Raw genomic sequence first — 13,483 nt, 5'->3', positions numbered from 1 at the left:
GCAAAAACGGTGAAGCTGGACTCGATGTACCAGGAAGTCATCCTGGACCACTACAAGCACCCTCACGGGCGTGGTCTGCGGGACGGCGATGCCGAGGTGCACCACGTGAACCCGACGTGCGGCGACGAGATCACTCTCCGGGTGAAGTACGACGGCTCGACGATCCAGGACGTGTCGTACGAGGGCCAGGGCTGCTCGATCAGCCAGGCGAGCGCCTCCGTGCTGAACGACCTGCTGGTCGGCAAGGACCTCGCGGACGCGCAGAAGATCCAGGAGACGTTCCTGGAGCTGATGCAGTCCAAGGGCAGGATCGAGCCCGACGACGCGATGGAGGAGGTGCTGGAGGACGCGGTCGCGTTCGCCGGTGTCTCCAAGTACCCGGCCCGGGTGAAGTGCGCGCTGCTGAGCTGGATGGCGTGGAAGGACGCGACGGCCCAGGCGCTGGGTTCCGAAGCCGCTGAGAGGAAGACGGCATGAGCGAGACCGTTGAGATGAAGCCGGCCTCGGAGGAAGAGGTCCGCGAGGCGCTGTACGACGTCGTCGACCCCGAGCTGGGCATCGACGTCGTCAACCTGGGCCTGATCTACGGCATCCACATCGACGACGCGAACATCGCGACGCTCGACATGACCCTGACGTCGGCGGCGTGTCCGCTCACCGACGTCATCGAGGACCAGGCCAAGTCCGCCACGGACGGCATCGTGAACGAGCTCCGCATCAACTGGGTGTGGATGCCGCCGTGGGGCCCGGACAAGATCACCGACGATGGGCGCGAGCAGCTGCGGGCGCTCGGCTTCAACGTCTGAGACCACCCGCTCCGCAGGATTTCGGCGGCCCCCGGCATTGTGCCGGGGGCCGCTTTCCGTTCTCCCGCCCTACCCCCGGCGTTGTGTACAACCGTACGCAACGATGTGTACTCTTGTACACATGGGATTTCTTCTGCTCGTGGGAGCCATCGTGGCCGAGGTCGGTGCCACCACCGCGATGAAGTACAGCCACGGTTTCACCCGGCTGTGGCCGTCGCTGATCACCGCGCTCGGCTACGTCGTGGCGTTCGCGCTGCTCGCGCAGACACTGAAGACGGTGTCCGTGGGGACGGCCTACGCGATCTGGTCCGGCGCCGGGACCGCCGCGATCGCGGTCATAGGACTGCTCTTCCTCGGTGAGGGGATGAGCATGACGAAGGCCGCCGGGATCGCACTGATCGTCGTCGGCGTGATCGTGCTCAACCTGGGAGGCGCACACTGATGGCCCGTCGCTACGACCCCGAGCGCCGCCAGCGGATCATCGACGCGGCGATCCGGGTGGTCGGGGCGAAGGGGATCGCCGGGCTGAGCCACCGTTCGGCGGCGGCCGAGGCGGATGTGCCGCTCGGGTCGACGACGTACCACTTCAAGACGCTGGACGAGCTGCTCGTCGCCGCGCTGCGCCAGGCCAACGAGGGCTTCGCCAAGGCGGTCGCCGAGCGCGGCGCGCTCGCCGACCCGGCGACCGACCTGGCCGCCGAACTCGCCGCGCTGCTCGGCGAGTGGCTGGCGGGCGAGCGGACGGGGGTGGAGCTGGAGTACGAGCTGTATCTGGCGGCCCTGCGTCGGCCCGCCCTGCGTCCGGTGGCCGCGGAATGGGGGGACGGGATCGCGGAGTTGCTCGCCCATCGCACGGACCCCGTCACGGCACGCGCGGTGGTGGCGCTGATGGACGGCATCTGCCTCCAGGTCCTGCTGACGGACGCCTCGTACGACGAGGAGTACGCGCGGGACGTGCTGGCGCGGGTGCTCGCCCCCGGGGTGGGCGTGACGGGCCGGCCGTGACCGGGTGGCGGCGGCGGGGCGGCGGTGGCGGAGTGGCTGTGATCGGGGTGGTGGCGGCGGAGTGGCCGTGACCGGGTGGCGGCGGCGGGGCGGCCGTGGCGGAGTGGCTGTGACCGGGTGGAGACGGCGGGGCGGCGGTGGCCGGGGGGCGTGACCGGGTGGCCGTCGCGCGTGCGCGCCCGGCACCTGAGACGCCCCGCCGCTGGTTGGCACCCGTGGGCGTGTGGCGGTTAGGTTGCCCTCATGACCGATACGACTGCTTCCCGTACCACCGGTGCCGTGGCCGCCGGCCTCGCCTCCATCGCCGCCGACGGCACCGTGCTCGACACCTGGTTCCCCGCGCCCGAACTCTCCGCCGAACCCGGACCGGCCGGTACCGAGCGGCTGGACGCCGACCGCACCCGCGCCCTGCTCGGCGAGCACGGAGTCGCCGCGCTGGTCAAGGACGGTGTGCGCAACGTGGAGATCGTCGCGGTCCGTACGGTCATCTCCTCGCTGGACGACAAGCCGCTCGACACCCACGACGCCTATCTGCGGCTGCACCTGCTCTCGCACCGCCTGGTGCGGCCCAACGGCCAGAACCTCGACGGCATCTTCGGCCTGCTGGCCAACGTCGCCTGGACCTCGCTCGGCCCGGTGCCGGTCGACACCCTGGAGACGGTCCGGCTCGCCGCGCGCGCCCGTGGTCTGCACGTGAGTGTGTTCGGCGTGGACAAGTTCCCCCGGATGACCGACTACGTGGCCCCGTCGGGCGTCCGGATCGCCGACGCCGACCGGGTACGGCTCGGCGCCCACCTCGCCGCCGGTACGACCGTCATGCACGAGGGCTTCGTCAACTTCAACGCCGGCACGCTCGGTACGTCGATGGTCGAGGGCCGTATCTCGCAGGGGGTGATCGTCGGCGACGGTTCGGACATCGGCGGCGGCGCCTCCACCATGGGCACGCTGTCCGGCGGCGGCAAGCAGCGGGTCGCCATCGGCGAGCGCTCACTGGTCGGCGCCGAGGCCGGCATCGGCATCGCGCTGGGCAACGACTGCGTGGTGGAGGCGGGCCTCTACCTCACCGCGGGCACCCGCGTGACCATGCCCGACGGACAGATCGTCAAGGCCCGCGACCTCTCCGGCGCCGACAACATCCTCTTCCGCCGCAACTCGGTCACCGGCACGGTGGAGGCCCGCCCGAACAACGCCGACTGGGGCGGCCTGAACGACATCCTGCACAGCCACAACTGACCCTCCCGGTCCCGGCCCGCGGCCCCTCGTCGCGTCTTTCCGCCGATCGTGACGATCACTTAAAAGGACTACCGTCCGTTACTTCCGGGCCCGTTCGGCCGATGAACCGGTGAACCGGTGTCACTGGGGCCGACCAGCCGCCCGACGGGTGGCGAGACGAGGGGCTGAGGAATGACGGACGAGCGGGCCAGGGGTGCGGCGCGGTGGGCGACGGGGACGGTCGCCGTCATGGCGGTGTGCTGGGGAGCGGCCGGGACCGCGCAGGCCGACGAGACCCACACGGGGTCCCACAACGGGCCGCGGATCGGGCTCGTCAACCTGCATCTCGGGCAGGTCGACGACCCGATGGAGGACGTGCTGGAGCACTTCCGGCTGACCGGTGACGAGCACGTCGAGGAACACACCACCGGATGAGCACGGTGAGGGGCCCCGTACCGCGGTTCGCGCGGTGCGAGGCCCCTCACCGATTTCCCGGTTCGTTCCGCCCGGCAGGCATAGTGGCGGGTGGCCGCGGGCGTCACCAGGGACGAGGGGGCCGGCAGGGGTCGGCCCCGGGGACGAGAAGGTGACGATGGATGCCGAAGCACAGGAGAACTTCCGGCGGTTCGTGGCGAACCGCTCCTCCGCCCTGCTGAAGACGGCCGTGCTGCTCAGCGGCGGCGACCGGCACGCGGGGGAGGACCTGCTTCAGAACGCGCTGATCAAGGCCGCCGGACGCTGGCAGCGGATCGACGAACCCGAGGCGTACGTACGGCAGATCCTGTACCGGCAGCAGATCGGCCGCTGGCGGCTGAAATGGCCGCGCAGGGAGCTGACCGTCGCCGAACCGCCCGAGCACGGGAGCTCCGCCGACGCCACCGCCGGTGCCGAACTGCGGCTGCTCGTGCGCGACGCCCTGGCCCGGCTCACCCCGCGCCAGCGGGCCGTGCTGGTCCTGCGGTACTTCGAGGATCTGCCCGAGGGCGAGGTCGCCCGGGTGCTGGGCTGTTCCGTCGGCACCGTGCGCTCCACCACCCATCGTTCCCTGGCCCGGCTGCGCACCCTCGCGCCCGAGCTGGGCGCCCTCGCCCCCGCCATGGGTCGGACGGCTACCCAACACCCGCGCCTGGAGGTGCAGCAGTGAACACCGAGCAGCTTGTGCGTGACGTGCTGCGGGAACAGGCCGACGGACAGGCCCCCGTGGGGCCCGGCTTCGCCGACCGGGTCCTCGCCGTGCGCCGGCGTCGCCGTGGCCGCCGCGCCGCCGGTGCCGCCGTCGCCACCGCGGTGGCGGTGGTTGTGGCGGTCGGCGTACCACTGCTCGACTCCGGCCGTGACGACGTACGGCCCGCCGGAGTCGTCCGGCAGAAGGACCTGCACGCGCATCCCGACCAGGCGCCGCCCCGTGAGCAGATCGCCGCCGGGCGGGCGGTCCTCGCCGCGTACTACACAACCGCGCCGGTCCCGCAGGCCGGCGGGACGGCCGTGCTCACCCATACGTACTGGCTGCTCGACCCCTCGACCGGCCGGTACGAGAAGGACGACCGGTGGGCCTTCGTCGCCGTCGCACCCGGTGCGCGGACGGCCGCCGTCCTGGAGCGGGGCCTTCCCGCCCGCCGGGTCGGGTTGCTGGACCTGGCGACGGGGGAGGTCGAGCGGTGGATCGCCGTGGAACGGGGTGTGGGAGGGCTGGCGTTCTCGCGCGACGGGAGCCGGCTGCTCGCCACCACCTACACCGGGCACCCCGACCTGCTCGACAAGCCCACCGTCGCGGGGCAGGACTGGACGCCGCGGTTCGGGCGGTCCAGCCGTACCGGGTTCCTCGTCCTCGGGCTGCGGGACGGTACGGCACGGTGGAGCGCGGTGCCTGCCGGGACGGACATCAACTCCCGGGAGGACTTCGCCTTCGCACGGGACGAGCGGCACGTGTACGGGCGGGTCGTGGGGGAGAAGGACGGGCTCCAGCAGTACTACGACCTCGCCGGGAACAAGGCCGCGCCGCCGCTCGGCGAGCGGTATCTGAGGTCGGACGTCGGGGCCCGGCTCTCCCCGGACGGCACGCTCGCCGCGGGCGGCCTGTTCCGGGAGCCGGCCGGGACGTCGTACTCCGAGATCCTCGACCCGGACACCGGCGAGCGGATCGCCGAAGTGCGCGGGGCCCAGCTGCTCGCCTGGGCCGACGAGCGGCGGCTCGTCGCGTGGGAGCGGGATCCGGCGTCCGAGGCGTACCGGGGGCGGCTGGTCCTCGTCACGGTCGGCAGCGGCAAGGTCGTGCCCCTCAGCGGCTACCGCGAGGAGACCGGGCTCTACCGGCAGGACTGGCAGCCGGTGTTCACCACCCGGTGAGGGGGCCGGTGTCCGACCGGCCCGCCGGGCTCAGGCGGACACCAGCTCCTCGTACACCCGCCGAAGGCCCTCCTGCGCCTCCTGACGGGCCGCCCGCAGTGGTGCCCGCACCGGACCCGCCGGCAGTCCCAGGTCGTTCAGGAGGGCCTTCGCCGTGACCGAACCGGGCAGCCCGGCGGACATCATCGCCTCGATCAGAGGGGTCGCCGCCCGCTGAAGCCGGGCCGCCTCCGCGGTGTTCCCCGCGTCGAAGGCGTCGAGGACCGCGCGGAGGTGGTCCGGGACGACGTTGGCGACCGTGCTGACAAAGCCCGCGCCGCCGACCGCGTACAGGGCGAGGTTGTGCTCGTCGCAGCCCGCGTAGTACGCCAACTCCGTGCGGGACAGCACCTTCTGGGTCGCGAGGAAGTCGTAGCCGCAGTCCTTGACGGCGACGATCCTCGGGTGCGCGGCGAGCCGGATCAGGGTGTCCGGCTCGATCCGGGTGCCGGTGCGGCCCGGGATGTCGTACAGCACGACCGGCAGTCCGCAGCCGTCGGCCACCTCCAGGAAGTGCGCCTCCACCGCGTCCTGCGGGGGCCGGCTGTAGTACGGCGTCACGACCAGCACCCCGTCGGCGCCCGCCTTCTCGGCGGCGACGGCCAGTTCCACCGTGTGCCGGGTGTCGGACGTGCCCACACCCGCCACCACCGTGCCCCGGCCGCCCACCGCCTCCCGTACGGCCCGCACCAGTTCCGCCTTCTCGGTGTCCGACGTGGTCGGCGACTCCCCGGTGGTCCCGGACAGGACGAGGCCGTCGCACCCCCGCGCCACCAGGTGGCCGGCGAGCCGCTGGGCGCCGTCCAGGTCCAGCGCGCCCGACTCGGTGAAGGGCGTGACCATCGCGCACAGGGCGCGGCCGAAGGGAGCGGAGTTCGTCATGGTGGGTAGTGTCGGCCCGACAACCGTGAAGCTCCACTTAAATCTTCTACGAGATACTCGTTATCTCTGCTACGAGGTGGTCGTTGGTCGGCCTCGGAGGCCCTATGTCCAGGTACCGCCCCGATGGGTCACCATGTCCCGGACGGACCACCAACCACCGGTCATGGGAGGCGTTATGAAGCTGGGCAGGGCACTCGCCACCGGAGTCGCGGAGGAGCGGCCGCCCGTCGCGGACGCGGAGCTCGAACTTCCCGACGGGATCAAGGAGTTGAAGGCCCCCGAAGAGGTGCCGGCCGAGCGATGAGACTGCGGCTTCCCGAGGAACGCCCGACGGAGCCGCCGACCGGATACAAGATCGCCCACCCGCTGCTGTCCCAGGACGGCACCCGGGCCGGGTTCACCGGCGTGTCGCTGGGCGGCGCGCTGCCGTACGGAGTGCTGGCCGACGCGTCCTGCGTCTACGGCCTGCGCCACGCGGCACCGCACCGCCGCTGCGACTGCGGCTTCCACTGCGTGCACGACCGCACCGTGGCCGAGGCGCTGCTGTGCACGGCCGAGCACCGGGCCGCCATGCTCCTCGAAGTCACCGTGCTCGGCCGGTACATCCGCTTCGAGCGCGGCTTCCGCTACGCCCGCCAGCGGGTGCGTACGGCGACCGTCGGGCCGTGCGCGTGCGGCGCGGTCGCCTCGGCGCTCGCCGACGCCGGCTGGGGCCGGCCCGGCTGGTACGCCCTGGCGCCCACCTGCGCGGGCTGTCTGCGCGGCCGTACGTCCGTCTCGCTCGCCGGGTTCGCGCGGCTGGCCGGCGAGCGGCTGCGGGTCGTCGCCGGGCGGGCGGGGGCGGTGGCGCGGGCCGGGGTCACGGAGTCGGGCGGTGAGTTCGACGTACCCGAACTCGCGGCGGAGGCCGCCCTGTTGCAGGCGCGGCTCGATTGGTTCCAGGCGCAGCTCGCCCGGCTCGGGGAGCGGCGCGACGGCAAGGGGGCTTGACCTGAAGTTTGGTTGAGGTCGGAGGGTGGTCGCTGTCCGCACGTGACAGCGACCAGGAGGCCCGTCATGACCCGCCGTACCGATGCCCACCCCGACCTCGTCCGGCCGGAGGCCGGGGCGCCCTTCTTCAGCACCTGGCGCCTGGGCGCACCCGAACGGCAGCGGCAGGCGGTCGAGGCCGTCGCCGCCGCCTGGGAGCGGCGCCCGTGGCCGACCGGGCGGCTGCTCTCGTACCACGTGTACACCGGGCACGACGGCAGCACGCTGATGCACCACTCGCAGTGGGCGGACGAGCGGGCCTACGAGGGGTTTGTGAAGACCCGGCGCCAGGAGACCGTCGACGAGATCGACACCGCGGTGCCCGGGATCGAGCGGCTGGGGCTCGACCGGTACCGCCGCTACCGCAGCCAGGAGCGCCCCGCCGGTGACCGCCGGGTGCCCGGTCTGATCGTCGCCGTGCGGATCGAGTTCGAGCAGGGTGCCGCCGCGCGCCGGCGGGAGTGGGTCGATCTGGTCCTGACGGCCCTCGCAGGTGACGAGGAGGGCCATCGCGGGCTGATCTCCGCCCACTTCCACCTCTCGCAGGACGGTACGCACGTCCTGAACTACGCCGAGTGGGAGGACGACGCGGCCTATGACGCCGCGCTCGCGGCGCCCGGCGACGGTGTCGCCTCACCGAACGAGCAGTGGGCGCGGGTGCAGTCGTATGCCGGGGTGAAGGGGTTCACGGCGGCGCGGTACCGGCATGCGCTGGGGCTTGTGCCGGAGTGACGGCCGGGGCCGAGACGGCCAGGAACCGAGACGGTCGGGAGCTGATCCGGCCTCCGGTCGGGAGCTGATCCGGCCGGGAGCCGGCCGAACACTTCAACCGTCTGGACAAAAAAAGTGTTCGGTGGGATGGTGGACCCATGCTGGACGTCACCGTGATCGAGGACCCCGAAGCAGCGGCCGTCAGCCTGGACCCCGTCCGGGCCCGGCTGCTGGCCGAGCTGGCGGCGGGACCCGCGTCGGCCGCCATGCTGGCCGGCCGGGTCGGACTGCCCCGCCAGAAGGTGAACTACCACCTCAAGGCGCTGGAGCGGCACGGCCTGGTCGAGTTGTCGGGCGAGCGCCGCAAGGGCAATGTCACCGAGCGGCTGATGCGGGCGACCGCCGCGTCGTACGTCATCTCGCCGCTCGCCCTGGCCGCCGTGCAGCCGGACCCGGACCGGTTCCGGGACCAGTTGTCGGCGCGCTGGATGCTGGCGCTCGGCGCTCGTCTGGTGCGCGACGTCGGCACGCTGATCACCGGCGCGGCCAGGGCCCGCAAGCGGCTCGCGACGTTCGCGCTCGACGGCGAGGTGCGGTTCGCCTCCGCCGCCGACCGGGCCGCGTTCGTCGAGGAGCTGACGGCGGGTGTCGGCGCGCTGATCCGGAAGTACGACGCGCCGGACGCCGAGGGCGGCCGGGAGCACCGGATCGTCGTGGCCGTCCATCCCAAGGTCAGGGACGAGCCCGTGCCGGAGACGGCCGGGGACCCGGCACCGTCGGAACCGGTCACGTCCCGGCCGGCGCCGGAACTCGGCCAGTAGCCCCGAGCTTCCGTGACCCCGTAACCCCACAACTCCGTAACCCCATAACCCCGCAAACCCGTGATCGGGTAGTCCTGAGGAGCCCACCATGTCCAAGGAATTCGAGATCGTCCGCGAGTACGAGGTCGACGCCACGCCCGAGCAGGTGTGGGAGGCGGCCACGACCGGTACCGGCGGCTGGCTCTGGCCCATGGACCCGCCCGAGCCGCGGGTCGGCGGCAAGGGGCCCTTCGGGTCCGAGATCGTCGCCTGGGACCCGCCGCACCGGTACACCAACCGCGTCGCGGACATCGACAGCAACGCCGGACAGACCCTCAACCAGCTCGACTACACGATCGAACCGCGCGACGAGGGCCGCCGCGCCTGGGTGCGGTACGTGCACAGCGGCATCTTCGTCGACGACTGGGACAACCAGTACGACGGCGCCGACAAGCACACCGACTTCTACCTGCACACCCTGCGCCAGTACCTGACCCGGTTCGGCGGCCGGCCCATCACCGCCTTCACCACCTTCGACGGCCCCGGGGCGGCCGGCGCGCCGGACGCCCTGGGCGCGGTGGAGCGGGCCCTCGGCCTCACCGCGGACACGGCCGAAGGCGCGCGCGTACAGGCCGAGGGCCCCGACGGCCGGCCCCTCGACGCGGTCGTCGACTACCACAACGAGTACTTCCTCGGGCTGCGCACCGAGGACGCCATGATCCGCGTCTTCGGCCGCAACCACTGGGGCCACGTGGTCGGCATGTCGATCCACGCCTTCGCGCCGGACGCCGACGCGAAGGCCCTCGAAACGGGCTGGCAGGGCTGGCTGAACGGGGTGTTCAGCCGGTCCTGAGATCTGAGCCCTGAGCCCTGAGACCTGAGCCCTGAGCCCTGGGACCCGCGTACTACGGGCGGAAGCGCAGGACCTGCGGGTCGTGGTCGCTGATCTGGTCGTTGAACTCCGCGTTGATGTGGACGCTGTCGTACTCGAAGTCGCAGTCGCGGCGGATCGACGGGCTGATCAGGATCTGGTCCAGGGTCTGGCTGTTGCCCTGGAAGACGTAGGAGTAACGCTCGCTCCTGGGCAGGGACTTGACCGCCGACCAGAGTTCGCCCCTGCCTTCGAGCAGGTCGACCGTGTCGGAGAACTCGAAGTCGTTGATGTCGCCGAGGGTGACGACGTCCGCGTTCTTCTGGATGGCGAGCAGGTCCTTGACGAAGGCGTTGACGGCCGTCGCCTGCTGGTGGCGCTGCGTCTCCGAGCTGCGCACCGGCGGCTGGGTCGCGGCCGTCAGACCCTGGTCGCCACCCTTGGACGCGAAGTGGTTCGCGATCACGAAGACCGTCTCGCCGCGGAAGACGAACTCGCCCGCCAGCGGCTTGCGGCTGTTCGTCCAGGCCGGGTTGGCCGGGTCGACTCGGCCGGGGGAGACGGTGAGGGCGGCCTTGCCGCGCACCTTCGTCACACCGACGGCGGTCGTCGCGTCGCCGCCCGCGCGGTCGGTGAAGGAGACCCGCTCCGGGTTGAAGAGGAACGCCTGGCGGATGTTGCCGCCCGGCTCACCGCCGTCGGCGTTGTTCACCGGGTCGATCGAGCGCCATTCGTAGGCCGGGCCGCCCGCCGCGACGATCGCGTCCGTCAGCTTCTTCAGCGTCTGCTCGGCGGATACCGTGCCGTCGTTCGTGGCGCCGTTGTCGTCCTGGATCTCCTCCAGGGACACGATGTCGGGCGACTGGAGGTTGTGCACGATCGCGGCGGCGTGCTCCTCGAACGTGGCGTCGGACGGGTCGAGGTTCTCCACGTTGTACGTGGCCACCGCCAGCTCGCCGCGCTGCTGCCGGTCCGTCGTCTCGCGCTCCAGGCCGCCCTGCTTCAGCGCGCCGAGCTGGTTCGCGACCAGCGTGTAGCCGCCGAACTGGTTGTAGTCCAGCGGGCCCGCCGTGGTGCCGGTGAGGGTGTCGCCGACGTTGGCCTTCGGGAAGTCGGCGGCCGCGCCGAGCGACTGGATCTGGATGCGGCCGGTGTTCTGGGCGTCGTAGGAGCCGTAGACCGAGCCGCCGGAAGCGCTGCGGTTCTCGTGCGGCTTCACCGTCACCCACAGCTCGGTGTACGGGTCCGTGGCGCCGACCACCCGGGTGTTGGCGACCCGGACGTTCATGCCCTCAAGGGACTCGTAGTAGTCCAGGGCGTACTTCGACGGGCGCAGGGTCAGGCCGTTGATCGAGCCGTTCGCCGCCGGGTCGCCGGCCGGCGCGTAGCGCGAGGGCACCGAGCGGCTGTCGATCACCTTCGCCGCCGGGACCGCGTTGCCGCTGGACAGCACGGTGACGACCGGGCGGGTGATTTCGGTCAGCGCCTGGTTGCCCGAGGACGTGCCGCCCGGGACGTACTCGCTCACCGTGCCGGAGACGGTCACCGCGTCACCGACGGCCACCTTCGGGACGGACGAGGTGAAGACGAAGATGCCCTCGCTGGTGGCCGGGTCCTTGTCGGCGTCCGGGTCCTGGATCCAGAAGCCTCTGGAGGAGCCGTAGCCGCGGACGCCGGTGACGATTCCGGTCACGTCCGTGACCTGCTGGCCGGCGTACGGCGAGGTGCGGGTCGAGCCCTGGATGTCGTGCACCCGCACCGAGTCCGCGTGGGCGGGCGACGTGAGGGCAACGGTGGACGCCGCCGAGCACACGGCGGCGACGGTGAGCGCGGCGAGGCGCGCGGAAGACTTGCTCGGCAAGGGAGATCCCTCCGGGGACATACGTGGGCGCCGGGACGTGGGGGAACGGAACAGACGTGATCACGACCGGTGGGGCGGACGTTGACGCGCGTAGAAACCGGTGGGCCGCCCCCGTCGGGGCACAGCTGTCCGCCCGGTTTCTACGCGCGTCAATCTCCTGCCTGGTCAGGGAAGTTGTCAAGGTTTCGGCCATGGACGGCAGCTGTCCGGGAGATGAACCGGGCGGCATGGGTCGATATCCGTCTAGGCTGAGCCGCGTGTCCGGGTGTCGTGTCCCAGTGGCGTACGGCCGTCGTGTGCCGCGTCCGAGCGGGCCACGGCCTTCGCAAGTGCCCTGCTAGGAGTACCCCCGATGTCAGACAGCTCCCCCCTGCCGCCGGTGCGGCCGACCCCCGAAGCGGAGCTGGCGCGCGACGCGCTGTCCACCCCCCTGTTGTCCCGGGCCGTCCGGCTCGCCCGCTGGGCCGGACCCGGCACCCGGGTGGACGCCGGCGGCGGACTCGTCGAGGCGCAGCTCCCCGCGGCGGCCGAGGCGCTGGCCCTGACCGGCGACGACGCGGCCGCCCTCGCGAGCGAGGCCTGGCGGGTCGCCGTGGACACCGGGCTCGTCGAGATCAACGACGAGGGCGAGGGCACCGACGAGGACGAGGGCGAGGGCACCGTCACCGCAGGCGAGGAACTCGCCCTGCTCACCTCCGGCGCCCCGCAGGACGTCCTCGGTGTCTGGCTGGCCGCCCTGGAGACGGTTCTCGCCGACGCCAGCGTCCCCGACCTCGACGACCTCGTCGGCGCCCTCGACGAGGGCGGCACCGTCGACCTCTCGCAGCTCGACTGGGACCCCGAGGCGGAGGCCGACTTCCTCGACGGCGTCCTCGGCAACCTCTACCTGCTCGCCGTCAGCGAGGAGGGCCCCGGCGACGAACCCGTCCCGCTGCCCGCCCTCGCCGCCTCCGTGATCGTCCCCAGCGACATGGGCGAACCCACCAACGACGTGCTGGAACAGGTCTCCGACGCGATGATGCGCCTCGACGACCAGTTCCGGCTCCTCGAACCCATCGGCCTCGTCGCCTACCGGCCCGTGGACGAGGCCCTGATGGCCGACGCCGACGAGGAGCCCGCCGCCCCCGTCGACGACACCGACGTCTCCCGCTACGGCATGGTCCGGCTCACCCCCCTCGGCCTCTACGGCCTGCGCGCACGGCTGCTGGAGAGCGGTGTCGACGCCCCGGCCGTCGGTGACCTCAGCGACAAGGGCGCCGACGCGCTGCTCGACGGCACCGCCGCGTTCGGGCCGCGCGCCGCCCGCGCCGAGACCGAGCAGTGGCTCGCCCGGCACGAACCCCTCGCCGCCGCACGGGAGTTGCTCGCCGCCGCCCGGGGCGGCGACGCCGGGGCACCCCTGCGCAGGCTGCGCTGCCAGCAGGCGCTCTCCCTCGTCGGGGGCCAGGCCGAACCCGCCCTGCGGGAGGTCCTCGACGACCCGGAGCTCGGCGGCCTCGCCCGGGTCTGGCTCACCGAGAACGGCGCCACCGACGTACCGCCGCCGTCCGAGGCGATGGTCTTCTGGCTGACCGTCGACACACTGGCCGCCCAGCTCGCCGCCGAGGGCAACTCCGAGGAACTGCGCGATCTGGTCGCCGGGCTCGCCGAGCAGCACAGCGGCTTCTTCGCCGCCGCCTGGCGTGTCGAGCACCCCGCCACCGCCGACGTACTGGAGGCGATGGGCCGGCTGCACCCGGACAAGCGGATCGCGAAGGAGGCCCGCAAGGCGGCGTTCAAGGCGAGGTCACAGCAAGGAGGCTGAGGTCAGCGCGTTGAAACCTGTGAACGGTGTGTTCCTGTCAACGGCGTCGGACGGATTACGGCAGGGGCCACGGGGACGTAACCTGCCGTTCAACTCCAGTTGAGCACTGGGGCGAAC

The 13,483-nt window shown here is 72.1% G+C and carries 16 protein-coding genes; 14 read left to right on the top strand and 2 right to left on the bottom strand.

Annotated elements, in window-relative coordinates:
* Positions 1–9 precede the first annotated feature (9 nt).
* From sufU to ACIQAC_RS00215, 8 genes are all read left to right on the top strand, one after another.
* Positions 10–477: a Fe-S cluster assembly sulfur transfer protein SufU gene (sufU, locus tag ACIQAC_RS00250; protein WP_402185598.1), complete on the top strand. Its 468-nt coding sequence runs from the start codon at positions 10–12 to the stop codon at positions 475–477.
* Positions 474–806, top strand: coding sequence for a metal-sulfur cluster assembly factor (locus ACIQAC_RS00245; RefSeq protein WP_402185596.1), 333 nt, complete (start codon positions 474–476; stop codon positions 804–806). Before sufU ends, ACIQAC_RS00245 begins: the two co-directional genes overlap by 4 nt.
* Positions 807–927: 121 nt before the next feature.
* Positions 928–1,248 carry a DMT family transporter gene (locus ACIQAC_RS00240; protein WP_402185595.1) on the top strand — a complete coding sequence of 107 codons (321 nt, stop codon included), beginning with the start codon at positions 928–930 and terminating at the stop codon, positions 1,246–1,248.
* Complete coding sequence (locus ACIQAC_RS00235; protein ID WP_402185593.1) at positions 1,248–1,811, top strand: TetR/AcrR family transcriptional regulator; 564 nt, start codon at positions 1,248–1,250, stop codon at positions 1,809–1,811. The genes ACIQAC_RS00240 and ACIQAC_RS00235 overlap by 1 nt, the downstream gene beginning before the upstream one ends.
* A gap of 243 nt (positions 1,812–2,054) precedes the next feature.
* Positions 2,055–3,044, top strand: a complete 990-nt coding sequence (dapD, locus tag ACIQAC_RS00230) for a 2,3,4,5-tetrahydropyridine-2,6-dicarboxylate N-succinyltransferase (protein ID WP_402185591.1) — start codon at positions 2,055–2,057, stop codon at positions 3,042–3,044.
* 171 nt (positions 3,045–3,215) lie between these two features.
* Positions 3,216–3,458: a hypothetical protein gene (locus tag ACIQAC_RS00225; protein ID WP_402185590.1), complete on the top strand. Its 243-nt coding sequence runs from the start codon at positions 3,216–3,218 to the stop codon at positions 3,456–3,458.
* 157 nt (positions 3,459–3,615) lie between these two features.
* The gene (locus ACIQAC_RS00220) at positions 3,616–4,167 is read left to right on the top strand and encodes a SigE family RNA polymerase sigma factor (RefSeq protein ID WP_402185588.1); all 552 of its coding nucleotides are present in this window, start codon (positions 3,616–3,618) and stop codon (positions 4,165–4,167) included.
* Positions 4,164–5,369, top strand: a complete 1,206-nt coding sequence (locus tag ACIQAC_RS00215; protein WP_402185586.1) for a WD40 repeat domain-containing protein — start codon at positions 4,164–4,166, stop codon at positions 5,367–5,369. Before ACIQAC_RS00220 ends, ACIQAC_RS00215 begins: the two co-directional genes overlap by 4 nt.
* 30 nt (positions 5,370–5,399) lie before the next feature.
* On the opposite strand, the gene dapA is transcribed toward ACIQAC_RS00215, so the two are convergent.
* Positions 5,400–6,290: a 4-hydroxy-tetrahydrodipicolinate synthase gene (gene dapA, locus ACIQAC_RS00210; RefSeq protein WP_402185584.1), complete on the bottom strand. Its 891-nt coding sequence runs from the start codon at positions 6,288–6,290 to the stop codon at positions 5,400–5,402.
* Positions 6,291–6,465: 175 nt separating this feature from the next.
* On the opposite strand from dapA, the gene ACIQAC_RS00205 reads away from it, so the two are divergent.
* From ACIQAC_RS00205 to ACIQAC_RS00185, 5 genes are all read left to right on the top strand, one after another.
* On the top strand, positions 6,466–6,594 hold the full coding sequence (locus ACIQAC_RS00205; RefSeq protein WP_402185583.1) for a hypothetical protein: 129 nt from the start codon (positions 6,466–6,468) through the stop codon (positions 6,592–6,594).
* On the top strand, positions 6,591–7,280 hold the full coding sequence (locus tag ACIQAC_RS00200; protein WP_402185581.1) for a hypothetical protein: 690 nt from the start codon (positions 6,591–6,593) through the stop codon (positions 7,278–7,280). Before ACIQAC_RS00205 ends, ACIQAC_RS00200 begins: the two co-directional genes overlap by 4 nt.
* A gap of 66 nt (positions 7,281–7,346) precedes the next feature.
* On the top strand, positions 7,347–8,051 hold the full coding sequence (locus ACIQAC_RS00195) for an antibiotic biosynthesis monooxygenase (RefSeq protein WP_402185580.1): 705 nt from the start codon (positions 7,347–7,349) through the stop codon (positions 8,049–8,051).
* Between the two features lie 137 nt (positions 8,052–8,188).
* Positions 8,189–8,851 carry an ArsR/SmtB family transcription factor gene (locus ACIQAC_RS00190; protein WP_402185579.1) on the top strand — a complete coding sequence of 221 codons (663 nt, stop codon included), beginning with the start codon at positions 8,189–8,191 and terminating at the stop codon, positions 8,849–8,851.
* Between the two features lie 88 nt (positions 8,852–8,939).
* The gene (locus tag ACIQAC_RS00185; RefSeq protein WP_402185578.1) at positions 8,940–9,683 is read left to right on the top strand and encodes an SRPBCC domain-containing protein; all 744 of its coding nucleotides are present in this window, start codon (positions 8,940–8,942) and stop codon (positions 9,681–9,683) included.
* Positions 9,684–9,735: 52 nt separating this feature from the next.
* Here the strand turns inward: ACIQAC_RS00185 and ACIQAC_RS00180 are convergent, their stop codons facing one another.
* On the bottom strand, positions 9,736–11,562 hold the full coding sequence (locus ACIQAC_RS00180; protein ID WP_402185577.1) for an endonuclease/exonuclease/phosphatase family protein: 1,827 nt from the start codon (positions 11,560–11,562) through the stop codon (positions 9,736–9,738).
* A 352-nt stretch (positions 11,563–11,914) separates the two neighbouring features.
* Between ACIQAC_RS00180 and ACIQAC_RS00175 the strand changes: the two genes are divergently transcribed.
* Positions 11,915–13,366 carry a hypothetical protein gene (locus ACIQAC_RS00175; RefSeq protein ID WP_402185576.1) on the top strand — a complete coding sequence of 484 codons (1,452 nt, stop codon included), beginning with the start codon at positions 11,915–11,917 and terminating at the stop codon, positions 13,364–13,366.
* Positions 13,367–13,483: the final 117 nt, after the last annotated feature.

It is taken from the genome of Streptomyces sp. NPDC088387 (assembly GCF_044753385.1).
In the GTDB taxonomy this organism is placed as follows: Bacteria; Actinomycetota; Actinomycetes; order Streptomycetales; family Streptomycetaceae; genus Streptomyces.
This window is presented reverse-complemented; position numbering and strand designations above follow the sequence as displayed.